This is a genomic window from Hydrocarboniphaga daqingensis (assembly GCF_900129825.1).
Taxonomy (GTDB): domain Bacteria; phylum Pseudomonadota; class Gammaproteobacteria; order Nevskiales; family Nevskiaceae; genus Hydrocarboniphaga; species Hydrocarboniphaga daqingensis.
Window position 1 is genome coordinate 398062 of record NZ_FQWZ01000001.1, and the last position, 26972, is coordinate 425033.

Annotated in this window: 29 protein-coding genes; 6 read left to right on the plus strand and 23 right to left on the minus strand. The window is 65.2% G+C overall.

Going from position 1 to position 26972, the window contains the following annotated elements; all coding sequences use genetic code 11:
• Positions 1-20: 20 nt before the first annotated feature.
• From BUB09_RS01740 to BUB09_RS01840, 21 genes are all read right to left on the minus strand, one after another.
• A complete protein-coding gene (locus BUB09_RS01740) occupies positions 21-347 on the minus strand; it encodes a helix-hairpin-helix domain-containing protein (RefSeq protein ID WP_072893248.1) in 327 nt (108 codons plus the stop codon).
• An 87-nt stretch (positions 348-434) separates the two neighbouring features.
• Positions 435-779 (minus strand): zinc ribbon domain-containing protein, encoded by a 345-nt coding sequence (locus tag BUB09_RS01745; protein WP_217650205.1) that lies wholly within the window; start codon positions 777-779, stop codon positions 435-437.
• Positions 780-848: 69 nt separating this feature from the next.
• The gene (flhA, locus tag BUB09_RS01750; RefSeq protein WP_072893250.1) at positions 849-2903 is read right to left on the minus strand and encodes a flagellar biosynthesis protein FlhA; all 2055 of its coding nucleotides are present in this window, start codon (positions 2901-2903) and stop codon (positions 849-851) included.
• 78 nt (positions 2904-2981) lie between these two features.
• Positions 2982-3851 (minus strand): spermine/spermidine synthase domain-containing protein, encoded by an 870-nt coding sequence (locus tag BUB09_RS01755; protein WP_139250063.1) that lies wholly within the window; start codon positions 3849-3851, stop codon positions 2982-2984.
• Between the two features lie 21 nt (positions 3852-3872).
• The gene (locus BUB09_RS01760; protein ID WP_072893253.1) at positions 3873-4406 is read right to left on the minus strand and encodes a PilZ domain-containing protein; all 534 of its coding nucleotides are present in this window, start codon (positions 4404-4406) and stop codon (positions 3873-3875) included.
• Positions 4407-4466: 60 nt separating this feature from the next.
• A complete protein-coding gene (fliS, locus tag BUB09_RS01765) occupies positions 4467-4868 on the minus strand; it encodes a flagellar export chaperone FliS (RefSeq protein ID WP_084083080.1) in 402 nt (133 codons plus the stop codon).
• 176 nt (positions 4869-5044) lie between these two features.
• Complete coding sequence (gene fliD / locus BUB09_RS01770) at positions 5045-6376, minus strand: flagellar filament capping protein FliD (RefSeq protein ID WP_072893258.1); 1332 nt, start codon at positions 6374-6376, stop codon at positions 5045-5047.
• Positions 6377-6412: 36 nt separating this feature from the next.
• On the minus strand, positions 6413-6793 hold the full coding sequence (locus BUB09_RS01775) for a flagellar protein FlaG (RefSeq protein WP_072893261.1): 381 nt from the start codon (positions 6791-6793) through the stop codon (positions 6413-6415).
• Between the two features lie 84 nt (positions 6794-6877).
• Positions 6878-8026, minus strand: a complete 1149-nt coding sequence (locus BUB09_RS01780) for a flagellin (RefSeq protein ID WP_072893264.1) — start codon at positions 8024-8026, stop codon at positions 6878-6880.
• A gap of 469 nt (positions 8027-8495) precedes the next feature.
• Entirely contained in the window at positions 8496-9695 is a 1200-nt protein-coding gene (flgL, locus tag BUB09_RS01785) for a flagellar hook-associated protein FlgL (protein WP_072893267.1), read from the minus strand.
• A 29-nt stretch (positions 9696-9724) separates the two neighbouring features.
• On the minus strand, positions 9725-11611 hold the full coding sequence (flgK, locus tag BUB09_RS01790; RefSeq protein ID WP_072893269.1) for a flagellar hook-associated protein FlgK: 1887 nt from the start codon (positions 11609-11611) through the stop codon (positions 9725-9727).
• A gap of 13 nt (positions 11612-11624) precedes the next feature.
• A complete protein-coding gene (gene flgJ / locus BUB09_RS01795) occupies positions 11625-12554 on the minus strand; it encodes a flagellar assembly peptidoglycan hydrolase FlgJ (protein ID WP_072893272.1) in 930 nt (309 codons plus the stop codon).
• A gap of 4 nt (positions 12555-12558) precedes the next feature.
• Positions 12559-13674: a flagellar basal body P-ring protein FlgI gene (locus tag BUB09_RS01800; protein WP_072893275.1), complete on the minus strand. Its 1116-nt coding sequence runs from the start codon at positions 13672-13674 to the stop codon at positions 12559-12561.
• On the minus strand, positions 13674-14345 hold the full coding sequence (gene flgH / locus BUB09_RS01805; protein WP_072893278.1) for a flagellar basal body L-ring protein FlgH: 672 nt from the start codon (positions 14343-14345) through the stop codon (positions 13674-13676). Before flgH ends, BUB09_RS01800 begins: the two co-directional genes overlap by 1 nt.
• A complete protein-coding gene (gene flgG, locus BUB09_RS01810) occupies positions 14345-15130 on the minus strand; it encodes a flagellar basal-body rod protein FlgG (RefSeq protein WP_072893281.1) in 786 nt (261 codons plus the stop codon). Before flgG ends, flgH begins: the two co-directional genes overlap by 1 nt.
• A gap of 834 nt (positions 15131-15964) precedes the next feature.
• Positions 15965-16705 carry a flagellar basal-body rod protein FlgF gene (gene flgF / locus BUB09_RS01815; protein WP_072893283.1) on the minus strand — a complete coding sequence of 247 codons (741 nt, stop codon included), beginning with the start codon at positions 16703-16705 and terminating at the stop codon, positions 15965-15967.
• 15 nt (positions 16706-16720) lie between these two features.
• Positions 16721-17941 (minus strand): flagellar hook protein FlgE, encoded by a 1221-nt coding sequence (flgE, locus tag BUB09_RS01820; protein WP_072893285.1) that lies wholly within the window; start codon positions 17939-17941, stop codon positions 16721-16723.
• Positions 17942-18006: 65 nt separating this feature from the next.
• Entirely contained in the window at positions 18007-18681 is a 675-nt protein-coding gene (locus BUB09_RS01825; RefSeq protein ID WP_072893288.1) for a flagellar hook assembly protein FlgD, read from the minus strand.
• Between the two features lie 2 nt (positions 18682-18683).
• Positions 18684-19091 (minus strand): flagellar basal body rod protein FlgC, encoded by a 408-nt coding sequence (gene flgC, locus BUB09_RS01830; protein ID WP_072893291.1) that lies wholly within the window; start codon positions 19089-19091, stop codon positions 18684-18686.
• Between the two features lie 31 nt (positions 19092-19122).
• On the minus strand, positions 19123-19557 hold the full coding sequence (gene flgB / locus BUB09_RS01835) for a flagellar basal body rod protein FlgB (RefSeq protein ID WP_072893294.1): 435 nt from the start codon (positions 19555-19557) through the stop codon (positions 19123-19125).
• Between the two features lie 107 nt (positions 19558-19664).
• Positions 19665-20594 (minus strand): chemotaxis protein, encoded by a 930-nt coding sequence (locus tag BUB09_RS01840; RefSeq protein ID WP_072893296.1) that lies wholly within the window; start codon positions 20592-20594, stop codon positions 19665-19667.
• 130 nt (positions 20595-20724) lie between these two features.
• On the opposite strand from BUB09_RS01840, the gene flgA reads away from it, so the two are divergent.
• From flgA to BUB09_RS01870, 6 genes are all read left to right on the plus strand, one after another.
• Positions 20725-21462, plus strand: coding sequence for a flagellar basal body P-ring formation chaperone FlgA (gene flgA / locus BUB09_RS01845; RefSeq protein ID WP_072893299.1), 738 nt, complete (start codon positions 20725-20727; stop codon positions 21460-21462).
• Positions 21463-21638: 176 nt separating this feature from the next.
• Positions 21639-21965: a flagellar biosynthesis anti-sigma factor FlgM gene (gene flgM, locus BUB09_RS01850; protein WP_084083082.1), complete on the plus strand. Its 327-nt coding sequence runs from the start codon at positions 21639-21641 to the stop codon at positions 21963-21965.
• A gap of 6 nt (positions 21966-21971) precedes the next feature.
• Positions 21972-22397 carry a hypothetical protein gene (locus BUB09_RS01855; protein ID WP_072893302.1) on the plus strand — a complete coding sequence of 142 codons (426 nt, stop codon included), beginning with the start codon at positions 21972-21974 and terminating at the stop codon, positions 22395-22397.
• A gap of 118 nt (positions 22398-22515) precedes the next feature.
• Positions 22516-23196, plus strand: coding sequence for an energy transducer TonB (locus BUB09_RS01860; protein WP_072893305.1), 681 nt, complete (start codon positions 22516-22518; stop codon positions 23194-23196).
• Positions 23197-23252: 56 nt separating this feature from the next.
• Positions 23253-23981: a MotA/TolQ/ExbB proton channel family protein gene (locus BUB09_RS01865; protein WP_072893307.1), complete on the plus strand. Its 729-nt coding sequence runs from the start codon at positions 23253-23255 to the stop codon at positions 23979-23981.
• 1 nt (position 23982) lies between these two features.
• Entirely contained in the window at positions 23983-24402 is a 420-nt protein-coding gene (locus BUB09_RS01870) for an ExbD/TolR family protein (RefSeq protein ID WP_072893310.1), read from the plus strand.
• A gap of 70 nt (positions 24403-24472) precedes the next feature.
• Here the strand turns inward: BUB09_RS01870 and BUB09_RS01875 are convergent, their stop codons facing one another.
• Complete coding sequence (locus BUB09_RS01875; RefSeq protein ID WP_436232900.1) at positions 24473-25753, minus strand: sulfite reductase subunit alpha; 1281 nt, start codon at positions 25751-25753, stop codon at positions 24473-24475.
• 184 nt (positions 25754-25937) lie between these two features.
• On the minus strand, positions 25938-26954 hold the full coding sequence (locus BUB09_RS01880) for an FAD:protein FMN transferase (protein ID WP_217650206.1): 1017 nt from the start codon (positions 26952-26954) through the stop codon (positions 25938-25940).
• Between the last annotated feature and the right edge of the window lie 18 nt (positions 26955-26972).

Genomic DNA, 26972 nt, shown 5'->3' on the forward strand with positions numbered 1-26972 from the left:
GTTGATCGAGGCACTGCGCGCTACTGCGCGATAGCGCGCAACGCAGCGGCACGGGCGCGCAGGTCGCCGTACTGCTGCCGGCGCTGCGCGGTGTAATGCCACCACGCCCGCGGCGGCTGCCCAGCGAGGAAATCAGTGACCGACATCAGCACGTCGAGCACGCAAGGATCCTGGAAGACGCCCGAAACGCGACATAAATCGTCGTACAGCACCAGCGGATCGGCGCCGGTCAACTGCAGCGGATGCGTGTAGCCCAGTTGCACAAAATCCTGCGCCGATGCCGGCCCGATATTGGGCAAGTCGGTGAACTGCAGCAGCCGATCACGGCGAACTTTGGACGGGCTCATCGGGGCCGGCTCCTCGGCAAAGGGGCGATGTCATCTTCGGCATCGCCGCAGGAATCACTGCAGCCTACCGAAGCAGGGTCCGGGCCACTAGCCGCCGATCAGAAAATCCGCGACCTGCTGAAAGCCGCTGGGCTTGCCGTGATAAAACTCGGTGAACTTGCAGCGCACGCAGACCGCGGCTGTGAAGCGCTGATTCTGCAAGTTGAATGCGGCGCTGAGAAAACCACCCGAGGTGCGCACTTGGATCAGCTCGCAAGCCGTGTGGCCGCATTTGAAGCAGCGGTACTGGCTCGACGGCGTGCGCAAGCGCATCTCGGCATTGAGCGCGCGACTGATGTCGCGGTAGTCGGCACCGTTGATGCGCGACAGCCGCAGTTGCTCGACCAGTTCCTCGTACGACAGCGTCGGGATTTGTTCGATCGTCGGTTTCATCGGCCATGATCCTGTGTCGGCGATCCTCAACCCGCGCGTTGCCGCACGGCCGGCGACGCCGGCAACGCGCTAGCCCATCGCGCCGAGCAGGCGCACGCGCTTGGTTTCGGGTACTTCGTTGTAGGCCAGCACATGCAGGTCGGGCACGGTCTGGCGGACGAAGCGCGCCAGCAAGGGCCGCAGCGGCCCCGGCACCAGCAGCACGGCCGGCTGGCCGAGCGCGGCCTGCTTCTGCACGCCGTCGGCGATCGACTGCTGCATGCGTTCGGCCAAGCCCGGCTCCAGCGCGACGTTGCCGCTGGACAAGCTGTCCTGCAGCACACGCTCCAGCGCCGGTGCCAGCGTGTAGGCCGGCAACTCGTCGTCCATGCCGTTGATGTCCTGGACGATCTGCCGACCCAGCGCGACGCGCACCGCCGACGCCAGCATCGTCGGGTCCTGCGTCTTGGGCGCGACCTCGGCCAGCGTCTCGGCGATCGTACGCAGCGCGCGGATCGGCACGCGGTCGGCAAGCAGGCTCTTCATCACCTTGACGAACACCGCCATGCTCATCGCCTTGGGCACCAGGTCTTCGGCGAGCTTCGGCGAGGTCTTGGCCAGATTGCCGAGCAATGCCTGGGCCTCGTCGTGACCGAACAGGTCGGCCGCGTGGCTGCCGACCAGATGCGACAGATGCGTGGCGATCACGGTCGCCGGATCGACCACCGTGTAGCCGAGCGACTGCGCGTGGTCGCGCGCACCGCGTTCGATCCAGGTCGCATCCAGACCAAAGGTCGGATCTTTGCCGGCAACGCCGACGATGGGCCCGAGCGCGCGGCCCGAGTCGAGCGCCATGAACTTGTCGGCATGGACCGCGCCCGTGGCCAACGGCACGCCATTGAGTGTGACGCGGTAGCCGTTGGGTGCCAGTTCCAGGTTGTCGCGAATGTGGACCGGGGCGACCAGGAAGCCCAGATCCTGCGTCAGCTTCTTGCGCACGCCCTTGATCCGCGCCATCAGTTCGCCGCCCTGCTTGACGTCGACCAGCGGAATCAACCGGTAGCCGACTTCAAGCCCGAGCGAGTCTTCGGCCGCGACATCTTCCCAGGTCAGCTCGGCCGGCTTGTTCGGCGGCGCCGCAGCCGGCTCGGCCTTGGCCTTGGCGGCTTCCGACACCGCACGGCCGCTGCTCATCCGCCACGCCAGATACGCGCAGCCGGCAGCCAGCCCGAGAAACACCAGGTTGGGCATGCCGGGGATCATGCCGAGCAGGCCCATGACCACGGCGGCGATGCCCAGCGCGCGCGCCTGCCCGAAGATCTGGCCAGCGAGCTGCTTGCTCATGTCCTGCGACTTGCTCATCCGCGTGACCAACACGGCCACGGCGGTCGACAGCAGCAGCGACGGCACTTGCGCCACCAGACCGTCGCCGATCGCCAGCAAGGTGTAGATCCGCGCCGCGTCGCCGATGCCCAGCCCGTGCTCCATCGTGCCGACCAGCAAGCCGCCGATGACGTTGATGAACAGCACCAGCAGCCCGGCGACCGCGTCGCCGCGGACGAACTTGCTGGCACCGTCCATCGACCCGTAGAAGTCGGCTTCCTCGCGCACTTCGTCGCGACGGAGTTTGGCCTCGTCGCGCGTCAACAATCCGGCATTCATGTCGGCGTCGATCGCCATCTGCTTGCCCGGCAGCGCATCCAGTACGAAGCGTGCGGACACTTCGGACACGCGCTCGGCACCCTTGGTGACGACGACGAAGTTGATGATCGTCAAGATCATGAACACGATCAGGCCGACCGTGTAATGCCCCCCGATTACGAATTCACCGAAGGCCTCGATCACCTTGCCGGCCGCATGAGTGCCCTCGTGACCGTGCAGCAGCACGACGCGCGTCGACGCCACGTTCAGCGCCAAGCGCAGCAGTGTGGCCATCAGCAGCACGGTCGGGAACGCGCTGAACTCCATCGGCCGCATCACGTAGATCACGGCCAGCACGATCACGATGGATAGCGCCAAATTGAACGTGAACAGCAGATCGAGCAGGAACAGCGGCAGCGGCACGACCATCATGCCGAGAATCGCCAGCAGCACCAGCGGCGCACCCAAGCCACTGGAGGCGCCACCTTTGATCAGCTGGAACAACGACGGTGAGGAGACGGTTTTGGTATTCACGCCGGCATGCTTACAAGCCGCGTACCAGCCCCAACCCCCGTGCGGCGGTCAGCGGTAGCGTCGGTAGCTGCGCTTGAGGCGCCGCAGGTAGCTGACGAAGTCCAGGCCGGTCTGCTGTTCGAGCCGCTCGGCACGCGTCCGGAGCCCGGCCCAGTCCGGCGCCGGCGTGTCACCCACCCAGGCGAACAGCACGCGGTTGCCGCCCTTGACCGCAAGCGAGGCCGTGGCGCCGCCGAGCGTATCGGCCACCAAGGTCTCGATCGCGTCGGAGCGGCTGGCCTCACCGATCAGGTTGACGACGACGATGCCGCCCGTGCGCACCCTGCGCTGCAGCCGCTGATAGAACAGCGGGTCAGCAAATGTCGGCGCGATGCCGAGCCGGTCGCAGCCGTCGATCAGCACCACGTCGGCGATGTCGCCCGACGGGTCGGCGAAGTAGTCGGCGGCATCGACGTGCAGGATCGGCATCCGGACCGTGGCCGGCGGCATCAGGAACATCTCACCCAGCGCGATCACGTCGGCGTCGATCTCCAGCGTCGTCACGCGCGCGCGCGGCAACTGCTGGTGGCAGAAGCGCGTCAGCGAGCCGCCACCGAGGCCGACGACGACGATCTGCCGCGGCTGGGTATCGAACAGCATGAAGGCCATCATCGCCTGCGTATAGGCAAATACCAGCTCGTCTGGGTCCTTCAGGTTGATCGCGCTCTGTACATAGCGCAGATCGAAATGCAGCCGGCGCTGCTCACCATCATCGACGATGAATGGACGATCGTAGACGCCGTCGGCCAGCTGCTGCGCCAGCTTGAGCACGGCGGTGCCGGCCGGAGCGCGCAGCAACAGCATGCCCTGCTCCTGAACGTAGCTGGCGGGGATTTCGAACCACTGTTGGGTTTTGCGGGAGGCGCGTGCGGTTGGCATCACGCCAGTGTAACGGCTGCCTCAGCTGCGGCGCGCTGCGGCGATCGCGCGGCGGTGCTGCTGGAACACGTGACGCTCCAGCGCCTGCTGCGCCGCATCGGCCATCGGCAGAAACTCGGCTTCGGCAAATGCGGCGTCGCCGTCGAGCATCCGCGCCGGCAAGCGCAGTGGCTGCTGCACGATCGGATGCAGATAGATCTCGATCCAGCCCAGCGTACCGGCATCGGCTGTCGACTCGGCTCGCGGCCAGCGCAAGTGATCCCAAAACATCTGCAAGCCGACACGCGCCGGCCGCTTCAGAAAATGCGGTGCCAGTTCGCTGACGGCCGACAGCAGCAGGTCGAGCTTGGCGTGCAAGCGCTGGATCTCGACGTCCTGCGGCGTGGGTTGCTCGATCGGCGGCGTGCGCTCTTCGAACTGTGCAATCTGCGACAAGGCCCGCAGGTTGACCTCGCCGGCATGCTCGATGTCGCCAGGCTCGAAGCCGGCCACGGCCAGCCAGCGCATCGGCGCTTCGAGGCGATAGCTCAGAGCCGCTTGGTCATGGTCGGACATCGGATATCTCCAGGGCGACGCCGTCGGCACATCGTAGGCGCCGGCTGCGTCTCGGGTCCATCAACGCTGCATCGGGTCGATCGCGTCCCAGCCGCTCTTGATCGTCACGATCAGCTTGGAAACCTCGGCCAGGATGTCGGGGTCGTTTTTGGCATTGGCCAGCGTCATGCGCCGGAGGCAGTAGTCATAGAGCGCATCGAGCCGCTCGGCCAAGGACCCACCGGCATCGTGGTCGAGTACGACCCGCAGATGCTCGACGATCTGGATCGCGCCGTTGATCGCCTTGAGCTTGGCACCGACATCGCCGCGCGAGATCGACGAGCGTGCGATCGCGAGCCGTTCAAGAACACCGTCATACAGCATCGAGATCAGTCGATGCGGGCTGGCCTCGCTCGAAATCGTCGCCGACGCCGTGTCGGTGTAGTAGCGCATACGAGCGGCCGAAGCAGTGGAAGGAGCCATTGGATTTGAACCGGTTGATGTTGCCTGCGATATCAATAACATCGGCAAATAAAGCGGTTTCTTGAGCGTTTCCGCCAGCATTCAATCAGGATATTTCAACCCATCGAATGCCCCTGCGATGCGTCGACGGCGACTCGGCGGTAAGCGATCGCCGCCGCCTGCAATCGCCGCATCCGCTAGCTGTTCGCGCGCTGGTTGTAGCGCTCGTTATCCATCTGATCGAGATACGTCGCCACGTTCTTGTACTTGCTGACGATGGCATCCAGCGAATTGAACTGGGTCCTGTACAAGGCTTCTTTCTGCGCCATCCGCGCGTCGAGTGCTTCGCGGTCGATGTCGATCCGGCTCAGTACTTTGTTCAGCGCATCAAGCTTGTTGTCGATCGGACCGTCGGCCTTGATATAGCCTTCGACCAGCGTGTTCATCCGCGTTGCAATACCGGACGTGCTGCCGAACATGTTCTGAATCGACGTATTGTCGTCAGTCAGTGACGTGGCCAGCTTGGCCGCATCGACCTTCAGCGTCCCGTCGATGTTGGTGGTGATGCCGATATCGGTGAGCGTATCGAACGTGCCTGATTCGACGCTGGCGCCGATGATCGACCGCATTGCCAGCGAGGTGCTGCGCAATGCCGCATCGCCCATCAGTGCGCCGGCCGTCTTGCTGGCCGCGTCGTAGCCGGTGAGGCTGCTGTAGGTCTGAACCAGCGTGTTGTAGGCCTCGACGAAGTTGTTGACGGCCGTGTTGGCGGCGCTGTCATCGGCCGCCACGGTGACGGTGACCTTGGTTCCGACCGAGGCCTTGTTCAAGCTGATGCTGACGCCGTCGACCACGTTCGACACGTAGTTGTAGGCACTGGTGCGGGTGTAGCCGTCGACTTTGACTTGCGAGTCGGTCGCGCTCTGCAGCTCGCTGAAGTTGGTCAGCGACGTGCTGACACCGACGGCATTGGCGGTGCCGGTGTTACGCGCGGTCAATACCATGCGCGTGCCACCGTCTTCGGCCACGAGCGTTGCACCGACACCGACATTGCCGCTCGCACTGTTGATCGCGTCGCGCAGCTGCGCCACGGTGGTCGTCGCCGTCGCAGTCACCGTGAACGAATTGCTGCCGACCGTGAACGTCATGTCGCCGGCGCCGACCAGAGCCGAACTGGATGCGAACGCATCCGAGCCGAGCTTCTGTGCGCGGGCCAATGACAGCACTTCGATCTGCGTCTGCCCGGGCTGGGCCGATTTGGACGCGGTCGCCGTGAAAATACTGGCGTCGGATACCGACGCCGTGCGCTTGCCTAAGTCACCACCCGATGTGAGCTTGGCCAGCGACTGCTGCAAGGTGTTCATCGCCGACTTGAGCGCGCCCAAGCCGGAAATCTGCAAATCCGCCTTGGCCTTGGTCGTATTGAGCCGGGTGTCCTGCGCGCTGCGGTCCGCCGCCACCAACTTGGTGACGATTGAATCGACGTCGAGGCCGGAGCCCAAACCGGATGAAGTGATCGTGCTGGCCATGATCGATACCCCGCAACTTCCGCTATCTATGCCGGCTCAAGCGGTCTGCTTGAACAACTGCGGCGTCTCGTTCTGCAAGGCCTGCGCCAGCCGCAAGGCTTCTTCGCTTGGCACCTGCCGGATTACCGTTCCATCGCGCGAGTCGGTGACCGTGACCACCAGCCGGCGGCTCTCCTCGTCGACGTGGAAATGCAGTTCGGCACGTCGTAGCAGCATGTGTTCGTTGAGGCTCTCTGCCGCCTTTTGTACGGCATCGCGATCGGCCTGATTGGGTTCCGATGCGTCGGTTTCTTGTCGCTGTCGCGCGGCATCGCCGTCGGCCGCAGCGACTCGGGTTAGCGGGTTTACCGCCGGGACGACGCGAGCCCCGGCGTCGACGGGTGTCGAGGCCGAGGCGGATATGGGATTGACGAGCATGGCTTTCTGCCAGCAGAAGTGGACCTAAAAGAGACCCGCCGGCATACCGATGATGGGTCAGTACGCCGGCGTGTCGCCGTTTGCTTAGCCCTGCAGCAGCTTCAGCACACCCTGGGCCGAGCTGTTGGCCTGCGACAGCATCGAGATGCCGGCCTGCTGCAGCACCTGGCCGCGGCTCAAGTTGGCCGTTTCCTGCGCGAAGTCAGCGTCCTGGATGCGGCTACGTGAGGCCGACAGGTTCTCAGCGGTCGTGTCGACCGACGAGACCACCGAGCTGAAGCGGTTCTGCACCGCACCGAGCGAGGCGCGAGCCGTGTTGATCTGGCTCAACGCGCTGTCGATCTGCTTGATGGCCAGCTGCGAACCGGCGTAGCTGGACACGTCGAGCGTGGTCAGACCGGTCTGGTTGGTCGCCGTCGCCGTGACACCACCCGCACCGTCGAAGCCGGTCAGCGTGCCGTCGTCGGTACCGGCCAGCGTGATCGTGGACTCGGAGGTCAGCATGATCTGGTTGGTCGTGGAGTCGACATAGGCATTGACGCCGGTGGTCGTGGACACGTTGTTGATCGCATCGACCAACTGAGCGCCGCGCTCGGAGGCGCTGCCGACGGCGGCCAGCGCACCAATGTCGGTGCCGTTGATCGTCAGCGAGCCAGCAGCAGCAGCGCCGGTGCCCAACGTGGCAACCTGGGTCGAGGCCGTCGACGCGGTGCTGACATCGCTCAGTGCGGCGAGGTTGGCATCGGCGATGGTGTTGACGGTGATCGTTTCACCAGCGTTGGCACCGACCTGGAACACAGCGCCAGTGAAGCTGCCGTCGAGCACTTTGACGCCGTTGAAGGCGGTCGTGTTGGCGACGCGCTCGACTTCGGCCTTCAGGCTGGTGACTTCGGTCTGCAGCGCGTCGCGATCGCTCTGCGAGTTGGTCGCGTTGGACGACTGCACGGCCAGTTCACGAATACGCTGCAGGTTGTTGGTGACTTCCACCAGCGCGCCTTCCGCCGTCTGCGCCAGCGAGATGCCGTCGTTGGCATTGCGCGAAGCCTGGTTCAGACCCTTGATCTGCGACGTGAAGCGCTGCGAGATCGCGAGGCCGGCGGCGTCGTCCTTGGCGCTGTTGATGCGCAGGCCCGAGGACAGACGCTGCATCGCGGTGTTCAACTGCATCTGCGAGTTGTTGACGTTGCGCTGTGCATTGAGCGACGCCACGTTGGTGTTGATAGTTTGTGCCATGACTATGACTCCTTGAGTGGTTGGGTTCCCGGCGTGGCTGTCGTGTCCTGCTGGGATGCTTCGGCGCCAGACCCGTGATTGGGAACTTCGCCGCTGCTGTAGGGGTTAACGGAACGTTTGCAAAAAACTTTAATCGGTGTTTGTCCAGAACTATTTTTTACATCTAACCAGCAACTTATCGGCATCCATCATCAGAACTTGAGGCTTGGAGATGACAGCGACCGAATTTCGACGGCAACTCTTCAGCGTGCGACCGGTACTGCTGTGTCCTTGAACGATGGCTTGTAAATGAGAGTGACTCTCATCTACGATGACCCGGTGGCCAGCTGCTGCAAGCCCTCCTTTCCACTGGATCGAAGGACGATGCGATGAACGAAATGCTGTGGTTCCTGCTGGCCGACCTGCTCGGCTGTTTGTTGATTGCCGGTCTGCTGATGCTGCTGACCGGGCCCTTGGATCCGCCTGCCGATCAGCGCAGGTAGTCGAACAGGCTCAAGGCCTGCACTTTCATGTAGCTCTGCTGGGCGGCCTGCAACACGGTCGAGGTCTGCGACAGCCTCGACGCGGCCTCGGCGTAGTCGACTTCGCGAATGCCGGCCAGCGACTCCTTGAGCTGGATCGAGCGCGCGTCGAGTTGGCTCGACGCATCGTCGAGCGCATTGAGTCGGGCGCCGACCGATCCGCGTACGTCACTGACATGGCCGATCACCGTATCCAGCGATTGCATCGCGCTGTACAAGCGCGTCTGGTCCTGCGCCGACTGCGCCGGCGAGCGGCCATAGACCGCCACGACGTCGATCAGCTTCTGCACCGTCGTGAACACATCCTGCTGCTCGCTGCCCTTGATCGTGAATGCATCGCCATCGGCCGGCTGTCCGGACACGGTGACGCTGACGCCACGGAACTGGATCGCCTGCTGGTCGACATAGCGGCCGCTGCTGACCACGTTGTCGTCGGCATCGACGACGCGGTAATCGCCGCCGTCGAGTTGCAGCCGGTAGGTGCCACCATCCCATTGGCTGGAATCGGTGAAGCTGACGCCTTTGATCGCCGCGCCGCCCTTGTTCGCAGAGTCGACGCCGACATCCACCCGGCCGTCACCGCTGTTGACGGCAACAAAGACGTCGGCGCCGGAGTCGCCCATCAGGATCTGACGACTGGAGCCGATGTTGACCAGGGACACCATCGCGTCGCCCTGGTAGCGGACCGTGCCGCCGACGTTCTCGAAGGGCGTTGACTGCACGCGGCTGCCGGCAAACAAATAGCCGCCCTGCCCGTCCCGGGTGTTCGCCTGATCGAGCACCTCGGTCAAGCGCTCCTTCATCTCGGCGGCGATCGACTTGCGGTCGAGATCGCCAATGGCAGCGGAATTGGCTTGAACCGCCAACTCGCGAATTCGTGACAGCGCCGACGACACCGTGCCCAGCGCCGCCTCTTCAAGATTCAATCGATCCTGTGCGGCACCGATGTTGGCCTGCCACTGCGTGCTGTCGGCCAGCGCCTTGTCGATGTTCAAGCCGCGACCGGCTTCGATCGGCGCTTCGCCAGCGCGCGAAAAGCGCTGATTGCTGGCCATCTGTGCCTGAACCTTGACCAGCTCCTGACTCTGCTTCTGCATGGCCTGCACGCCTTGCGCGAACACGCTGGCGGTCGTGACTCTGAAATTCATCGTAGGGCTCCGCGAGAGGGCGACGGCGATCAGGAACGGATCGCCGACAGCAGCGAGTCGAACAGCGTGTTGGCCGTGGATACGACTTGCGCGGCCGCTTGGTAGGCCTGCTGAAATCGGATCAGGTCGGCGGCTTCTTCGTCGAGATTGACGCCCGACACCGAGTCACGCTCGGCTTGGGTCTGCGTGCTCAGCGCGGTCTGCGCGTCGAGCTGCGCGCTGGCCTGCGCCGATTGACTGCCGACACGCGACACCAATGCGCTGTTGGCGGACGACAGCGTGGTGCGTCCGCCCGACAGCAGGTTCTGCTCGGCCACGCCGAGCAAGGCCAGCGCATTGGTGTTGTCGCCGGATGCGCCGTCGTTACGACTCAAAGTGAACGTGTCGCCGGCCACCGGCACACCGCCGACGCTGACGCGCCAGCCGTTCAAGTCGATGCTGCCATCGGCCGACACCGCGTAATCGCCGGCACCGTCGATGCTGTAGCGATCGGCGGCCGTGAAGCGGATCGCCACCGTCTGCAGCAATTGCGGATTGGCGCCGTCGCGCACTTCGGGCGGGCTCAAGCGCGACAGGCCGCTGTTGGTCGACGCTGCCGAGGTACGCAGCGGGCTGGCAGCCGCAATGCGCGCCGTATCGGTAATGGCCAGCTTGATTTGCCCTGCGGCATCACGAGTCGGCTGCAGCAGGTACTGGTCAGAGGCCGCCGGGCTGCCGGTCACGACGATCGACAGACCGGCAGCGCGAAACGGATCCGCCTGACTGCCGCTGCCGGAGAGTGCGACGTTTTCGCCGGTGCGGGTGCTGGTCATCTGCCAGCTGCCGCCGTCGAAGCGCAGTGTGTAGTCCTGCATCGTCAACGCGGCAGCATCACTGACCTGGGTCGTGATGGTCGCCGTTCCGGTATTGCCGCGTGCCGGGGTGACGGTACCCGACGGCGTCGAAAACAGCGCGCCGCCGAGCTGGCCGTACTGATCCATACCCTTGGCATGCTGCGCGTTGACAGCGGTCGACAAGGCCACCGCGATACTGCCCAGCTCATTGACGGCCGGCTCCAGCACTTCGCGCCGGAAGTCGAGCAAGCCGCCCATCGTGCCACCCGACAACTGGGTGGTGACCGACACCGACGCCGCGCCGCTGCTGAGCCGGATATCGCGCATCCGGCCAAACGAATCGGGACCGATGACGACGCTGCTGGCACGGCCGCCGAGCACCAGCGCTTGGCCAGTACCGAGCGACACGTTAATCGATCCGTCTTCGCTCAGCGAAGTCTCGATACCAACCTGGTCAGCCAGCGAGCGCAGCGCCAACTCGCGCTGATCAATCAAGTCATTGGGCAACTGTCCGGCATTCTTCGACGTGGCTTGCGCGATGCTGTCGTTGAGTTCGGCGATCTGCCGCGACAGCTCGCTGATCCGCGTCGCTGCTTCGCCAATGCGCGCATCGATATCCTGGTCCAGCTCGTTGAAGCTGTTCTGCAACGTATTGAAGCGTGCGGTCAGCGCCGAGGCTCCGGTGAGCACGACCTGACGCGTGGCCGATGACGACGCGTTGGCGCTGAGCCCATTCACCGCGTCAAAAAAACCCTGCAGCGACTTTGACAAGCCCGTATCCGTACCCGACAGCCAGGTGTCGAGCTGCGCCGTCTGCGTGGCCATCGTGTTGACCCGCGCCAAGCTGCTGTCCTGTCCGGTCAGCCGGTTGACGACGAACTGGTCACTGATCCGCTGCACATCGCGCACGGTGACGCCGTTACCGCTGGGCACGCTGCCGCCGCTGAGCGGCCGCGCTTCGAGATTCACTCGCTGGCGGCTGTAGCCTTCGGTATTGGCGTTGGCAATGTTCTGGCCCACGACATTGAGCGCACTGCGATACGCCAACAGGCCGCTACTGCCGATGCCGAGTATGTCTGCCATTTGCGCGGTACTCCTACAAACTCTGCTGCGTCGGCGCGTTCTGCTGCGCCAGCGCATCACTGATGTTGCGGCCATAGGCCAGGTCGACGATCTTCCCGGCGTACTGCGGGTCGGTCGCGTAACCCGCCTTCTGCAAGCCGTGTGCGAACCCCTGGACCGTGTCGGCGCGCAAGGCATCCAGATAGCGCGGGTTGTCCTGCAGAAAGCTCACGTAGTCGTCAAACGACGCCGCCAGCGAGTCGTAGGCGCGGAAGTCGGCACGCTCGGTACTGAAGGCGCCGTCGCGGAATTCCTGCGTTTGTGTACTGACGCGTTCGCCGCTCCAGCCACGGCTGGCCTTGATACCGAACAAGTTGTAGCTCGGCTTGCCGGCCGCATCGCGGCTGATGTGCTGGCCCCAGCCGGTTTCGAGTGCGGCTTGGGCCATGATCGCGCGAGCCGGTACGCCGAGTGCCTTGGCGGCTTTCTCCGCATGCGGACGAATCTGGTCGATGAAGTCCTGCGCATCGCGCGGAGGCCAGGCGCCGTCGTCGGCACCGACGTTGCTGCGCGTAGTGGCGCGCGACGACAACGACGCTGGCAAGCTCAGCTGCCGCAGTGACTGCGCCGCGCCATCGCCCGATGCAGCCGCCGCCGAGCGCGACTGCGTCAACTGCTGTACCAGCAGATCGGCCAGGCCCATTCCCTTGCCGCTGGACAGGCTCAAAGACAGCTGCTGGTCGTACATGCCCTGATAGAACTCGCCCTGCGACCCCAGCGAGCTGTCGCCCGGCAGCGCATCGCGCATGCTCTTGAGCATCATCTGCGTAAACAGCGCTTCGAACTGCTGCGCGCTCTTGCGCAGCGCTTGTGGGTCGTCGGCACGAGCGGCCGTGCGCAAGCTCTGCAGCTGGCGCAGATCCATCGCATCGAGCGATGCCGCGGTGGCCGGGACGCCGTTCATGGGACTAGATCACCACCAGCTCGGCGCGCAGCGCGCCGGCTTGCTTCAGCGCTTCGAGTATCGCGACCAAGTCGCCGGGCGAAGCACCGATCTGGTTGACCGCGCGGACGATGTCGTCGAGGTTCACACCGGCAGGAAACTTGAACATCTGCCCGCCGGTCTGCGTAACTTCGATCGACGACTGTGGCACCACGGCAGTCTGGCCCTGCGAAAACGGCGCAGGCTGGCTGACTTGAGGACGCTCGGTGATCGTCACCGACAAGCTGCCGTGCGCCACCGCGGCCGGCATCACTTCGACCTTGCTGCTGATGACGACGGTACCGGTGCGCGAATTGATGATCACGCGGGCGGGCGCATCGCCGGGGCTGACGTCGATGCTCTCCAGCGAGGCCATGAACATCACGCGCTGATTGCTGTCCTGCGGCGCCTGCACGGCGACCGTCACTGGATCGACGGCCCGCGCTACATCGGATTGCATCGCCTTGTTGATCCCCTGCGCCAGCCGCGCGGCCGTGGTGAAGTCCGGCGTGTGCAGGTTCAGCAGCAAATCGCCGCTGCCTTCGAATGCAGTGGCAACCGCACGTTCCACTGATGCGCCGCCCGGAATCCGGCCGGCACTGGGAACGTTGACGCTGACCCGCGAGCCGTCCTTGCCGGACACGCCGAGGCCACCGACGATCACGTTACCTTGCGCGATCGCATAGACCTGCCCGTCGGCGCCTTTCAGCGGCGCCATCAGCAGTGAGCCACCACGCAAGGATCCGCTGTTGCCGATCGATGCCACGGTGACGTCGATCATCTGGCCGGGTTTCGAGAACGGCGGCAGCTCAGCGTGAATCGCAACCGCGGCCACGTTCTTCAGCTGCGGATTGACGTTGGCCGGGATCGTCACGCCGAGTTGCGCCAGCATGCTCTTCAAGCTCTGGATCGTGAACGGCGCCTGCGCGGTTTGGTCGCCGCTACCGTCGAGGCCGACGACCAGACCGTAGCCGACCAGCGCATTGCTGCGCACGCCTTGCACGCTGGCCAGATCCTTGACGCGCTCGGCGTACGCCGGCATCGCGGCGACACCACACAGCATCCAGACCACGCTCGACGCCACACGCCGGATCGTATTCATCAGAAGGGCATCCACGGGGAATTGAAGAAGCGCGACAACCAGCCTTGCGCGTTGGAGTCGGCCAGCGCACCGCGACCGGCATAGGTGACGCGGGCATTGCCGACGCGGTCCGACGAGATGCTGTTGCTGGTGCTGATGTCGGCCGAGCGCACGATGCCTTCGAGCTTGACCACTTCCGAGCCCTGATTGAGCTCCAGCAGCTTTTCGCCACGCACCAGCAGATTGCCGTTCGGATACCGCTGCACGACGGTGACGGTGACGCTGCCGCTGAGCGAATTGCTCTGGCTCGTATCGCCCTTGCCGGCGAAGCTGCGATCACCGGAAAAGCCAACGCCGTAATTGATCTTCTTGCCGAACACGCTGATGTCGCCGAGGCTGGTGTCCTGGTTCTTGCTGGTGTTGGTCGCCGCCGATTTCTTGGCCTGCGTGCTTTCCACCAGCACCACGGTCAGCAGATCGCCAACGTTGCGTGCGCGGTTGTCTTCGAACAGCGCGATGCTGCCGCCTTCGGCGTAGATCGCGCCCGACTGCGCCACCGGCATCTGCATCGACGGCAACGCCGGCGCCACCGGCGCGGCATCGCCGGTGATCCGTGCCAGCGAGCTGCAGCCGCACAGCGTCAGCATCAGCGTCGTGCCGATCAGCGCCTGAGTGAAGATCGCGCGTTTCATTACAGGTTCTGCGTCAGGAACTGCAGCATCTGATCGGTCGTCGAGATCGCCTTGGAGTTCATCTCGTAGGCGCGCTGCGTTTCGATCATGTTGACCATTTCCTCGACGACGTTGACGTTCGAGGCTTCCAGCGAGCCCTGCACCAGCGAGCCCAGCCCATTGAGGCCCGGCGTGCCGGACTGCGGCGTGCCGCTGGCGGCGGTTTCGATGTACAGGTTCTCGCCGCGTGCCATCAGGCCGGCGGGATTGATGAAGTCGGACACCGTCAGCGTGCCGATCTGCTGCGGCGCGGTCTGCCCGGCCAGCGTGACCGACACGATTCCGTCGGCGGAGATCGTCAGATTCTGTGCGCCGGCCGGCACCTGCAGGCCCGGCTGCACGGCATAGCCCTTGTCGGTGACGACTTGGCCTTGGCTGTCGACCTGGAAGCTGCCGTCACGCGTGTAGGCCATCGTGCCGTCGGGTTGCAGCACCTGAAAGAAGCCACGACCGTTGATCGCAATGTCGAGCGAGTTGTTGGTCAGCGACATGTTGCCTTGCGTGAACAACTTTTCGGTTGCGCCGATCCGCACGCCGGTGCCGATCGCCAACCCGGTCGGCGACTGCGTCTGCGTGCTGGTCTGCGCACCCGCGGTCTGCACGTTCTGGTACAGCAGATCCTCGAAGTCGGCACGGCCGCGCTTGAACGCGGTGGTGTTGACGTTGGCGAGGTTGTTCGACACGACGGCCATCCGCGTCTGCTGCGCATCGAGCCCGGTTTTGGCGACCCACAATGCTGAATTCATTGGTTTGCTCCGCACGCCGAAGGTTTGGCGTTTGCAGCGTGCTTACAAGTCGCGGGCCAGGGGGTGGTGGCGGTCAGGTGACGGGGTTTTGACGCAAATCGGCGTTGCGCTTGCGGCGGGATTTGATCGGGTCAGTTGATTGGGCGGTGCGCTGGCTCGGAGTGTTGGCCTCGCCGGCCGGGCGTGACTCAGCACTGTTGATTAAACCGTGCACTTGCGTGGAGCTTGGGCCTCGCCGGCCGGGCGTTACTTTCTTTGCTTGTGCAAAGAAAGTAACCAAAGAAAGCACCCCCTGGAGAAGCGCCGGCTGTCGCCGGTGCCCGGTCGTGACGACGTGCTCGGGGCCGGACGAACTCGACATCCATGTCTCATTTCGTCCTCTGCTGGCCATCCTGGCCAGCAGTCCCCTGCGCGCGCCGCCACGACCGGCGCTTCTCAAGGGATTGAACGGCAACAGCCAAAGCCAAAGCCAAAGCCGAGCGCAGCGACGGCGTGCAGTCGCTTCTGCTTTTGCTTTTGATTCTGGGCCCCTTGAGAAGCGCCGAGATCGATGGCGCGCGCAGGGGTCCGCTGGCCAGGATGGCCAGCGGAGGACGAAATGAGACAGGACGTCGAGTTCGTCCGACCCCGAGCACGTCATCGATCTCGGGAACCGGCGCAGCCGGCGCTTCTCCAGGGTGTGCTTTCTCTTGGTTACTTCTCTTTGCACAAGCAAAGAGAAGTAACGCCCGGCCGGCGAGGCCAACACTCCGAGCCAGCGCACAGTTCAATCAACAACATCACCGCTTCGCAGTGGCAGCGACGAATCAAACAAACAACGCAAAGCAAGCCGCCTCACGACATCTTCATGATCCCCGACGACGCCTGCGCATTCTGATCCACATTCTTCATCAACTGCGTCTGCAACTCGAACTGCCGCGCCAGCGAAATCATGTTCACCATCGCATCCGCCAGATTCACGTTGCTGCTCTCCAGCACACCCGCACTGACAGCGGCGCCTGCCGACGGCTCCAGCGTCGTACCCGGCGTGGCGCGCATCAGTCCGTCGTTGCCGCGCTGCAACTGCGAGGCCGAGGCGCTGACCACCTTGAGTCGCCCAACGGTAGCGGGTGCTTCGGCGCCCTGACCTTGAGGGATGATCGAAATCGTGCCGTCGGCGGCGATGCTGATCGAACTGGCGGGCGGCACCGACAGAGGGCCGCCGTCACCCATGACCGGCTGCCCGGCACCGGTCAGCAATCGGCCGACGGCATCGATCTGCAGATCGCCACGGCGGGTGTATGCCTCGCTGCCATCCGGTGCTTGCACGGCCAACCAAGTACCGTCGGCGAACGCAACGTCCAAGTCGCGGCCGGTCTGCTGCAGCGTGCCGCTACTGGCGTCCCAGCCGCCGTCGCCGCTGCGCACATTGACGCGCGTTGCATAGGCGGCGCCCTGCACTGCCACCGCTTCGGCTTCGACCAGCTGCGCCTTGAAGCCGATCGTGCTGGCGTTGGCGAGATTGTGGCTGTTGACGGTCTGCGCCTGCATCGTCTGCTTGGCGCCGGTCATGCCGACATAGAGCGCGCGGTCCATGGTTTATCGCTCCGCTTAGCGCAGGTTCATGATCGTTTGCAGCAACTCATCCGTCGTCGAGATCACCTGCGAGTTCGCTTGATAGTTGCGCTGCGCGGTCATCATGTTGACCAGCTGCTCGGTCAGGTCGACGTTGCTCGCTTCGAGCGCACCGGACTGGATGCTGCCGTAACTGGCCGTGGCCGCTACGCCGCTGATCGGCTGGCCGGATGCGAAGGTTTCGGCCCACGTGCTAGCACCGAGCTGCTGCAGGTTCTGCTGGTCGGGGAAGATCGTCATCACGATCTGACCGATCGGCGTCAGCTGCCCGTTGGTGTAGCGCGCTTGCACGACGCCGGCTTCGGTAATCGTCAGGCCGCTGAGTTCACCGGCCGCATAGCCGTCCTGCGACAGCGTGCCGACGGAAAAGCCGTCGCCGTACTGCGTGCTCTTGCTGACGTCGAACACCATCTCCAGCGGCGCCGATCCATTGCCGACGCTGTAGCCGGCCAGCGTCAGCTTGCCGTCGGCCGGCGTCGTCAGCAGGCCAGCGTTGTCGAAGGTCAGCGTCGACCCCGTGCCGACTTCGCCACCGTCGACGGTCACATGCAGATTCCACTCGCCCGGGTTGGCGGTCTTGGCGTAATACAGGGAGGCCGTGTGCGGCGTACCCAGCGAGTCGTACACCGTCAGCGACGTGGTCTTGTTGTAGCTGCTGGCATCATCCGGCGAGAACGTCGACGTAACCGGTACCGCAGCGGTGGCCGGCAGATTGACGCCGGCTTCGATCAGCTTGCTGGCCGATGGCGGATTGGTATTGCTGGAGATGCGCAGGTCATTCGGTGCTGCGGTGTTGAACGTGCCGCCGGTGCCGATCGGTGGATACACCTGCAGTCGCTGGCCGGCGTTGTTGACGACATAGCCGGCGCGATCGGTGGAGAACGCACCGGCGCGGGTATAGACCGCCGATCCGTTATCCGACAGCGTGAAGAAACCATCGCCGCTGATCGCCAGATCGAGCGCATTGCCGGTGTTGTTGATCGTGCCCTGCGTGAACTGCTGTGTCAGGCGCTCGACGCGCACACCGGAGCCGGTGTTGGCTTCCGACAGATCGAACGAGGACACGCGGTAAAAGTCGCCGAATTCGGTACGCGACGACTTGAAGCCGGTGGTGTTCGAATTGGCGATGTTGTTCGACAAGGTGCCCAGATCGATCGTGGCGGCGTTGAGACCGGACAGCGCGACATTGAATGACATGGTGTGGCTCCGTTTCAGGGCCGGCCGACGTGACCGGCGCAGCGGTGGACAATGGGGGAATGGATCTACTGGATCCGCGTGACGTCGCCGAACGCGACTTCACCGAGGTTGAGCATCTGTACGCTGAGCCCGCTGGCACCGGTCGACACGCTGGCAACGCGGTCGAGTGCGTACGTTTTCGCCGCGATCGCCGCAGTGCCTGCACCTTGTACCGTCGCCGCGATCTGATACCGGCCCGGAGGCAATGCCGCACCGTTGGCGCCGATGCCGTCCCAGTTGAAGCTGATCTGGCCGGCCGGCTGCGTGCCCAGGTTGAGCGTGCGGACCAGCGCGCCGTCGGCGTCGCGTACTTCCAGCTTGACCGCGCCGCTGGACGGCACGTCGATCGCGCCTTCCAGACCGGTGTCGTACAGCACGCCGACTTTGCTCGGTGTCAGCACGTCGCGGCCGATCAGCGCCGCGGCCTGCAAGGACTGACTCGAGGTCAGCTGATTTGCCAGCGTGCTGAACGATCCCTGCAGCTTTTCGATGCCGGAGACGGTGGAGAACTGCGCGATCTGACTGAAGAACTCGGTGTTCTCCATCGGCTTGAGCGGGTCCTGATTCTGGATCTGCACCGTCATCAGCTTCAGGAAATCCTGCTGCCCCAGCGTCTGCTGTTTGCTGCTCTGCGACGAACTCAGGCCCAGCGATGAATACAGGCTCTCGCTGCTCGTGGTGGAACCTAGCGGTGTGGTCATGATCAGCGTCCTACGGACAGCGTGCGGATCGTCAGATCCTTGGCGGTGTTCAACATCTCGATGTTGCTTTGATAAGCGCGCGAGGCCGAGATCATGTCGACCATCTGTTCGACGACATTGATCTTGGGCGCGTAGATGTAGCCTTCGGCATCGGCCAGCGGATGGCCGGGCTCGTAGCGCTTTTCCGGCTCGGCCTGGCTTTCGTTGATACCGGTGACTTTGACGCCGGGCATGTTCTCGCCACCGGCTTCGGCCGACGCTTCGAACACCGGCATGTGGGCGCGGTAGACCTGGGTCGGATCGCCGGCGACGCTGTCGGCGTTGGCCAGATTGCTGGCCACGGTATTGAGTCGGGTCGACTGCGCCGACAGCGCGGAGCCGGCAATGTCGAAAATGCGGAATGAGCTCATGACGGATCGACTCCTGTGACGATGCGCCGGCTTACTGGCCGGTGATCGCGGTCAGCATGCTTTTGACGCGGCCGTCGACGAAGTTGAGGCTCGCTTGGTAATGCAGCGCCGCGTCGGCGAACTTGGCTTGTTCGACTTGTGCATCGACAGTGTTGCCGTCGACGCTGTTCTGGGTCGGCACGCGCCACACCAGTCCTGGAATGGCGCCGCCGTCGATGGCGCCGGCGGTCAGCGTCGTGTCGGCACTGCCGGACGAGGCACCGCGAGGCGCCGCCAGCTTGAGCGCACCGCCCGCTTCAGCCGGCGAGCCGCCGAGCGTCTGGCGCAGCGTGGCCGCGAAGTCGACGTCACGCGCCTTGAAGTTCGGGGTGTCGCTGTTGGCGATATTGCCGGCGAGCACGTCCATGCGTTGACGCTGCACCGACAGTGCTGCGGCGTGCAGGCCAAATAGCGGATCGAGTGCCATGGAAGGGCTCCGGGTCGAATACAGACACCGGCATCCTCCAAGCGCTGTGCCAGGGCTACGTGGCGGGCTTCCGTCACGCTCCCCAATTGCCCAGCGTCAGCACCCCGCTACGCGGCGGCGGCGACGTTCAAGCGGCTCAGGACACACTGCGCCAGCTCGTCGGCATTGAGCTTGGCGATGAAATGATCGGCGCCGACGCGCTTGATCATCGCCTGGTTGAAGATGCCCGACAGCGACGAATGCAGCAGCACGTACAGGCCAGCCAAGCGCGGATCGCGGCGGATTTCCGTCGTCAACCGGTAGCCGTCCATATCGGGCATTTCGACGTCGGATATCACCATCAGCAGCTCGTTCTCGATCGCACCGGGACGCAGCGCCATCTGCTGCAGGAAGGTCAGGGCCTGACGACCGTCGTTGAGCATGATCGCCGGGATGTTCAGTTGGTCGAGCACGCGTTGCATATGACCGCGCGCGACGCGCGAATCATCGACCACCAGCACGCTGCGACCGCGCAACGCGCCCTGCACCAGCGTCGGGTCAGTCACCGTTTCGGCAATGGCCGCCACTTCACCGACGATCTCCGACAGGATGCGCTCGACGTCGATGATCTCGATCGACTGCTGGTTGATCTCGGTGACGGCGGTCAGATACGACGGCCCGCCTGCGGTATCCGGCGGTGGCCGCACGCGGTCGACGTCGACATGGACGATGCGGTCAACCGAGCGCACCAGGAAGGCCTGGGTCGAGCGATTGAACTCGGACACGATGATGTGTTCGGGTTCGACATCGCTGGGGCGATCGAGCGCCTTCCACATGTCGATCACCGGAATCACCATGTCGCGGACGTCGGCGACGCCGGCCACGAATGGATGCGAGCTGGGCATGTGCGTCAGTGCGGGCCGCTTTTGCACGGCGACGACCTTGAGCACGTTGATGCCAAAGATTTGACGCTCGTCGAGGCGGAACAGCAGCAAAGCCAGCCGATTGAAGCCGGCCAGCCGCGTTTGCGCTTCGATTCGTTCAAGCAAACCAGCCATGGCGTTGACGACTCGCTGAGGTTTCCGAGGGGATCGGTCTGCTATCGGCGCCGGCTGCCACAACTTGAAGGCATGTCGCGGGCACAGCGCTTGCCAAGACGGCAATGAACCCGAATGGCGTGCCTGCCCGATGAACCTGAACACGGAATCTCCCGTACCCAGCCGGCGTCGCCGCATCGCGATTTCGGCACTGCTGCTGATCGGCTTGCTCGCCGGCGCGGCAGAACGATCAGCCGAGGCAGCCGATTTCCAACCGGTCGACAGCCTGCGGCAGGCGGCCGAAGCCTTCGTACGCGCACAGGCCGGCGCGGGAGCCGATGTCGTCGCCGATAGCATCGACGCGCGCATGCGGCTGCCGGCCTGTGCAGCGCCTCTGGACACCAGCAGCACCAACGGCGGTGGCGGCAGCGCGCGCTGGACCGTCAGCGTCCGCTGTACCGCGCCTCAAGCCTGGGCCGTCTATGTGCCGGTGCGCGTCGTGCGGCGTGCCGCGGTGGTCGTGGCCGCCCGGGATCTACCGGCTGGCAGCGTGCTGTCGGCGGCCGACCTGCGCGTCGAAGTGCGCGATACCGGCAGCCTGAGTCAGGGCTACGTCGGCGACCCAGCGCAGGTCGTCGGCCAGGTGCTGAGCCGGCCACTGGCCGCAGGGACGTCGTTGACGCCAGCCGGACTGGCGCAGGCGGCGGTCGTGCGGCGGGGCGACCTGGTGACGCTGGTCAGTCGTAGCGGCGGCTTCGAGGTGCGCGGTCAGGGCAAGGCGCTGGCCAATGCCGCGCCCGGCGAGCGTTTATCGGTCGAAAACAACAGCTCGCGACGCATCGTCCAAGGCCAGGTCGCAGCCGACGGGACGGTCGAGATTCCGCTCTGATCTCGCCGTCGCTTTAGTTCGGCGCCGGGCTGCCGCTACCTCGCCAGCGGTGATCGGCTGTGGCCGTGACGGATTACCGTTCATCGGACCCAAAAAAGCGCGTCTAAAGTTTGACGCGGAGCCGCCGATACCGAGTTCATCAGGGCAAACCGCCCGCCAATTCGAGCCAGCAGACCATGAGCACCAAAATCGACGCCAACCCGGGCATGCCGATGAGCATGCCCTCTGCGATGGACAAACTCGGCTCCGCCCGCAGCGCCAGCGCCGCCTACGGCAGCGCCGCCAGCGACAACACGGTGGCCGGCAAGCGCAGCACGGACACCGTGCAGATCACGGGGGATGCCATGCAGATGCAAAGCCTCGAAAAATCGCTGTCCGGCAGCACCTCGTTCGACGCCGAGCGCGTCGCCGCCGTCAAAGCCGCCATCGCCGACGGCCGTTACCAGGTCAATCCCGAACGCATCGCGTCCAAGATGATCGACAGTGACAAGGCGCTGGCCTAAGCCGCCATGAACACCTCTGGCAGCCACCGCAACGACCCGTCACACGATCCGCTGCCGGCGCTGATCGAGCGCTCGGTGCGCAGTCTGCACGGCATGCTGGGCTTGCTCGACGCCGAACATGCGGCGCTGCGACGCGGCGACGCGATCGCGGTCAAGCATCTGAGCGACGAGAAAGCGGCCGGGCTGATGAGCCTGCAATCGCTTCTGGCCGAGTTGCGCAAGCGCCCCTGGCCGGCGCATCTGCCGGCCAACGAACTGGTCGAACTGCTCGACCGCTGCCAGGACCAGAACCGCGCCAACGGCGTGTTGATGAACCTGCAAGCTGCGCGTCGCCAGTCCGGCGCCACCGCACTGGGCTTGAACGCCCAAGGCTACGGCCGCCAAGGCGCCAGCCTGCTGCGCGCCGAAATCCGAACATTGGCCAACGCCTGACGTCAGCCGGCGCGCGGCCTCGGGCCGCCGCGCCGGCACCCACGCGGTGCGTTGAAGCGCCCGACCGGCACGCCTATACTGCGAATCATTCTCAGTTACTGGTTCGCCTGCCACGCCGATGGCCGCCGTCGCTGCCCCCTCACCCGACTACCGCCCGCTCAAGGCCCTCGCGCTGACCAGCGTGGTCGGCCTGCATCTGCTGGCCGTGGGTTTGGCGATGGCCTGGGTCCAGCAACCGGAAACACCCTCGGTGCCGGCGGTGCTGGCCGTCAGCTTTCTGGCCCCGGCCGAACAGCCGCCAACGCCGTTGCCGGCCACGCCGGTGCCACCGCCGCCGGTGGTCACGCCGGCACCCAAGCCGCGGCCGCTGATCAGCGCGGCGCGCGCCGAACCGGTCGCCGATGCGATCCAGACCCCGCCGCCACCGCCGACCGCGGATGCCGAGCCGGCACCCGAGCCGGTGACCGCCTATCGCTCGATACCGGCTGACGACGCCAGCGCCGCCGAGCCCGAGCCGCCGCGCTTCGACATGGCATACCTGAGCAACCCGCAGCCAACGTTCCCAGCGATGTCGCGCAAGCTGCGCGAGGAAGGCACCGTGCTGCTGCGCGTGCGCGTCAGCGCCGATGGCGAAGCGCTGAGCGTCGACGTGGCGCAGTCCAGCGGCTTTGCCCGGCTCGACGATGCAGCGCGGCGCGCGGTGCAGAAGTGGAAGTTCGTACCGTCGCGGCGCGGCGACACGCCGGTCGAAGGCGTGGCCATGGTGCCGCTGGTCTTCGCGCTGAAAAAATCGGCCTGAGCGCCGAACGTTGCTGTTGTTCCCCACCACCATCACTTGATCAGGACACAAGCCGCATGGAAACGCAGACGCTGGGCATCGGTCACTTCATCGGTCAGGCCGACGGTGTCGCCAAGTTTCTGTTGCTGGTGCTGCTGGTGATGTCGATCGCCAGCTGGTATCTGATCATCAGCAAGAACGTGCGCAATGCGATCGAGCGCCGTCGCAGCTCGGCCTTCCTCGACTTTTTCTGGAACGCCAAAGACCTGCTCGAAGTACAGGAGCGTGTCGTCAAGCACCATGCCGAAGAGCCGTTCTCGCACCTGGCGCATCACGCGATCTTTGCCCGCGAACATCACGCGCGCTTCGGCGCCAGCCGGCTCGAAGAAGCCGGCAGCGCGGCTGACTTTCTGACGCGGACGATGCGCAAGGTCATCGACGAGGAAACCGCGAAAGTCGAAAACGGCCTAACGATTCTGGCCTCGGTCGGGTCGACCGCGCCGTTCGTGGGCTTGTTCGGCACGGTCTGGGGGATCTACCACGCGCTGGTCGCGATTGGCCTATCGGGCAGCGGCTCGCTGGACAAGGTTGCCGGCCCGGTCGGCGAGTCGCTGATCATGACCGCCGTGGGCTTGGCGGTCGCGATACCGGCCGTGCTCGGCTACAACTTCCTGGTGCGCTCCAACCGTGTGCTGCTGGCACGTCTCGACACGTTCGCCCACGACTTGTACGCGTTCCTGACCACCGGCACGCAGTTCGCCGCGACGCCGCAAACCACGGTGCGTCCGATCGGCAAGGGAGCCTGACATGGCCTTTGGCAGCTTCGGCCACAAGCCGAACTCGACCCCGATGACCGAGATCAACATGGTGCCGTTGATCGACGTAATGCTGGTGCTGCTGGTGATCTTCATCATCACTGCGCCGCTGCTGACCAACTCGGTGAAGATCAACCTGCCGCAAGCCAGCTCGGCGCCGACGCAGACCGAGCCGCGCAAGATCGATTTCGCGATCAACGACCAGGGACAGATCTTCTGGGATGGCGAGCCGGTGACGATGGACCAGGCGACCGCACGGCTAGTCGAAGCCGGGCAGCAGACGCCGACGCCGGAGCTGCATGTGCGCGCGGATCGCGACACGCGCTATCAAGTGCTGGCCGAGGTGATGGCCGCTGCATCGCGTGCCGGTGTCAGCAAGCTCGGCTTCGTGTCCGAGCCGGTCGCGCGCTGATACTGCCGCGCGCCGTCGCGGCGCCCGTCACGCGCGGCGAGGTTCGTCGTTGCGCGGTTTGCACAGCGCCTCAGTACACGTCGCGCCGATAACGACCGCTTTCGATCAGTTGTTCGATGCCGTCATGGCCCAGCACGCGGCGCAGCACCTCGTCGACGCCGGTGGCCATGCCGTGTGCGCTGCCGCAGACGTAGATCGCCGCACCGCGCTGCACTCGGTCGCGCAGCAACGCAGCGTCGCGCAGCAAACGGTGCTGTACGTATTCAGCGCTGGCGCCGTCGCGCGAAAACACCAGATCGAGCTGGCGCAGCGCGCCTTGCGCCTGCCACTGCATCAGCTCGGCGCGGTAATGAACGTCGTAGGCTGCGTGGCGCTCGCCGAACAACAGCCAGTTGTCGTCATGGCCGCGCGCGATGCGCGCCTTGAGCAAGGCACGCAAGCCGGCAAGCCCGGTGCCATTGCCGATCAAGATCAGCGGCCGCGCATCGTCCGGCAGATGGAAGCGCGGATTGGCGCGAATCTGTGCCGGCAGACGGTCGCCGATCGCGCCGTGCTGCGTCAGCCAGCCCGAGCCCAAGCCCAGGCTGCCGTCATCGCGGCGCGTCTGGCGCACCAGCAGGTGTACGGCGCCGTCGGCCGGTAGCGAGGCGATCGAGTAATCGCGCTGCACGCGGGAATCGCCTGGTAGCTGCAGCGCGAACACATCGCCGGCCTGCCAATCGGCGCCACCGCCACCCACCGGCACCAGCGCCACATGGAAGCAAGGCGCGCCGCTGCTGCCCGCGTTGAGCAAGCGGCGATCAACCAGCTGCCACTCGCGCAGCGGCGGCGCCTGCCAGCCGTCGAGCGGATCGCCATCGGCCAAGCGCGACAGCTGCTGATGCCAGCGCTCCAGCGCGGCGGCGTCGGCATTGTCGACGTCGATACGTTCGAACAAGGCTTGTGCGCCTCGCTCGCGCAGCCACTGATCGAGCTGCCGGCCCCAGGCGCAGAACTGCGGATAGCGTCGGTCGCCGAGCGCCAGCACGCCGTACTCCAGCGTCGCCATCGACAGCGGCTGCGCCATCACGCTGCGAATGAAGCGCAACGCGCCATCCGGCGGATCGCCGTCGCCGGTGGTGCTCGCGATCCACAACGCGCGTCGCGTGCGGATCAGGCGTGCGGCATCGAGCGCGTCGATCGCCACCACGCTCGCGGCTCGTCCGGCGGCTTGCAGCGCGGCGGCCGTGCGCTGCGCCAACTGAACCGCATGACCGCTCTGGCTCGAATGAATCACCAGCACCGCGTCATCGCAGTCGTCGTCGCCCTGCGCACGCGCAACCCGATCGCGTCTGTGCCATCGGCCGGCCATGATCAGCAGCAGATAGCCGAGCACAGCCGAACCCGCCTGGATCCAGCGTTGCACGCCGGGATTGCGCCAGCGCAGGCCCTCCGGCTGCCACAGCGCCAGGGCCACAGCTGCGCTTGCCAACAGCAGCAACAGCAGACCCGTGCCGACGGCAAACAACGGGACGCGACGCGCGCTCATGTGACGCTCAGTCGAGCATCGCCAGCAGCGCGCTGCTGGGGTGTTGGTCGATCAGCGCCGAATCGTCGCGGCGACGGATTTGGAACAGCGCGGCGATCTGGTGACGCTCGGCGTACGCCATGCCGTCCTGCAAGCCGAGCACGGTCAGCGCGGTGGCCAGCGCATCGGCCTGCATGCAGTCGCGATGGATCACGCTGACCGATGCCGGCGCCGGGCGCAGCGGCCGACCGCTGCGTGGGTCGAGCGTGTGCGCGTCGCGGTGGGCGCCGCGCTCGTAATAGCGCAGATAGTCGCCGGATGTGGCTACCGACAGCTCATCGAGCGCCAGCAACCAGCGTTGCAAGGGACCACGCGCATCGGGCACCGCTTCCAGCTCGACCCACCACGGCGAGCCGTCGGGCTTGCAGCCTTGGCCGCGCAACTCGCCGCCGATTTCGCAGATGTAATGCAGCACACCGGCGCGATCGAGAACGGCGGCCATGCGGTCGACGCCAAAGCCCTTGGCGATCGACGACAGATCCAGCAGCAGACCGCCCGGCTGGCGCGCAGAGCGGTTCGCCGCGTCGAGTTGCAGTCGCTGCCAACCAACGGTCTGCAAAGCCGCGCGCACCTCGGCGTCGTCAGGGCTGCGGCTCGCCGGCAGCGGACCAAAGCCCCAGGCATTGACCAGCGCACCGGCGGTGACGTCGTAGGCGCCGTCGGTTTGTTGTGCCAGGCGCTGAGCCGCGTCGAGCACGCTATAGAAGTCGTCACTGAGCCGATGCCAGCTGCCGGCTGGCGCCGCATTGAAGCGCGACAGCTCGGATGCCGGATCCCAGTGACTCATCTGCGCCACGACACGATCCAGCGCGGCCTGAATCGCCGCCTGTAACAGCGGCATCGCGGCTGCAGGATCGGCACCGGCCGGCAGCACGCAGCGCAGGCTCCAAGCCGTGCCCATCGTGCGGCCTTGCAGCGAGTGCACGGCAGTGCCGGCTTGCGGACCCGCTTCGGTCGCGGCGCTGAACTGCCGCGGGATCAGCACGCGACGCGGTGGCGCCGA

Bases quoted from the DNA above. Each gene is read 5' to 3' on its own strand.
- flgL (WP_072893267.1), bottom strand. From the start codon at position 9,695: ATGAATTTCAGAGTCACGACCGCCAGCGTGTTCGCGCAAGGCGTGCAG.
- fliS (WP_084083080.1), bottom strand. From the start codon at position 4,868: ATGGCTCCTTCCACTGCTTCGGCCGCTCGTATGCGCTACTACACCGAC.
- BUB09_RS01740 (WP_072893248.1), bottom strand. From the start codon at position 347: ATGAGCCCGTCCAAAGTTCGCCGTGATCGGCTGCTGCAGTTCACCGAC.
- BUB09_RS01870 (WP_072893310.1), top strand. From the start codon at position 23,983: ATGGCCTTTGGCAGCTTCGGCCACAAGCCGAACTCGACCCCGATGACC.
- BUB09_RS01780 (WP_072893264.1), bottom strand. From the start codon at position 8,026: ATGGCACAAACTATCAACACCAACGTGGCGTCGCTCAATGCACAGCGC.
- flgG (WP_072893281.1), bottom strand. From the start codon at position 15,130: ATGAATTCAGCATTGTGGGTCGCCAAAACCGGGCTCGATGCGCAGCAG.
- flgB (WP_072893294.1), bottom strand. From the start codon at position 19,557: ATGGCACTCGATCCGCTATTTGGCCTGCACGCCGCAGCACTGTCGGTG.
- BUB09_RS01755 (WP_139250063.1), bottom strand. From the start codon at position 3,851: ATGCCAACCGCACGCGCCTCCCGCAAAACCCAACAGTGGTTCGAAATC.
- flgJ (WP_072893272.1), bottom strand. From the start codon at position 12,554: ATGAACGGCGTCCCGGCCACCGCGGCATCGCTCGATGCGATGGATCTG.
- flgA (WP_072893299.1), top strand. From the start codon at position 20,725: ATGAACCTGAACACGGAATCTCCCGTACCCAGCCGGCGTCGCCGCATC.
- BUB09_RS01875 (WP_436232900.1), bottom strand. From the start codon at position 25,753: ATGGCCGGCCGATGGCACAGACGCGATCGGGTTGCGCGTGCGCAGGGC.
- BUB09_RS01865 (WP_072893307.1), top strand. From the start codon at position 23,253: ATGGAAACGCAGACGCTGGGCATCGGTCACTTCATCGGTCAGGCCGAC.
- BUB09_RS01760 (WP_072893253.1), bottom strand. From the start codon at position 4,406: ATGTCCGACCATGACCAAGCGGCTCTGAGCTATCGCCTCGAAGCGCCG.
- BUB09_RS01800 (WP_072893275.1), bottom strand. From the start codon at position 13,674: ATGAATACGATCCGGCGTGTGGCGTCGAGCGTGGTCTGGATGCTGTGT.
- flgF (WP_072893283.1), bottom strand. From the start codon at position 16,705: ATGGACCGCGCGCTCTATGTCGGCATGACCGGCGCCAAGCAGACGATG.
- BUB09_RS01825 (WP_072893288.1), bottom strand. From the start codon at position 18,681: ATGACCACACCGCTAGGTTCCACCACGAGCAGCGAGAGCCTGTATTCA.
- BUB09_RS01855 (WP_072893302.1), top strand. From the start codon at position 21,972: ATGAACACCTCTGGCAGCCACCGCAACGACCCGTCACACGATCCGCTG.
- fliD (WP_072893258.1), bottom strand. From the start codon at position 6,376: ATGGCCAGCACGATCACTTCATCCGGTTTGGGCTCCGGCCTCGACGTC.
- flgH (WP_072893278.1), bottom strand. From the start codon at position 14,345: ATGAAACGCGCGATCTTCACTCAGGCGCTGATCGGCACGACGCTGATG.
- BUB09_RS01840 (WP_072893296.1), bottom strand. From the start codon at position 20,594: ATGGCTGGTTTGCTTGAACGAATCGAAGCGCAAACGCGGCTGGCCGGC.
- BUB09_RS01745 (WP_217650205.1), bottom strand. From the start codon at position 779: ATGAAACCGACGATCGAACAAATCCCGACGCTGTCGTACGAGGAACTG.
- flgE (WP_072893285.1), bottom strand. From the start codon at position 17,941: ATGTCATTCAATGTCGCGCTGTCCGGTCTCAACGCCGCCACGATCGAT.
- flgK (WP_072893269.1), bottom strand. From the start codon at position 11,611: ATGGCAGACATACTCGGCATCGGCAGTAGCGGCCTGTTGGCGTATCGC.
- BUB09_RS01775 (WP_072893261.1), bottom strand. From the start codon at position 6,793: ATGCTCGTCAATCCCATATCCGCCTCGGCCTCGACACCCGTCGACGCC.
- flgC (WP_072893291.1), bottom strand. From the start codon at position 19,091: ATGAGCTCATTCCGCATTTTCGACATTGCCGGCTCCGCGCTGTCGGCG.
- flgM (WP_084083082.1), top strand. From the start codon at position 21,639: ATGAGCACCAAAATCGACGCCAACCCGGGCATGCCGATGAGCATGCCC.
- BUB09_RS01860 (WP_072893305.1), top strand. From the start codon at position 22,516: ATGGCCGCCGTCGCTGCCCCCTCACCCGACTACCGCCCGCTCAAGGCC.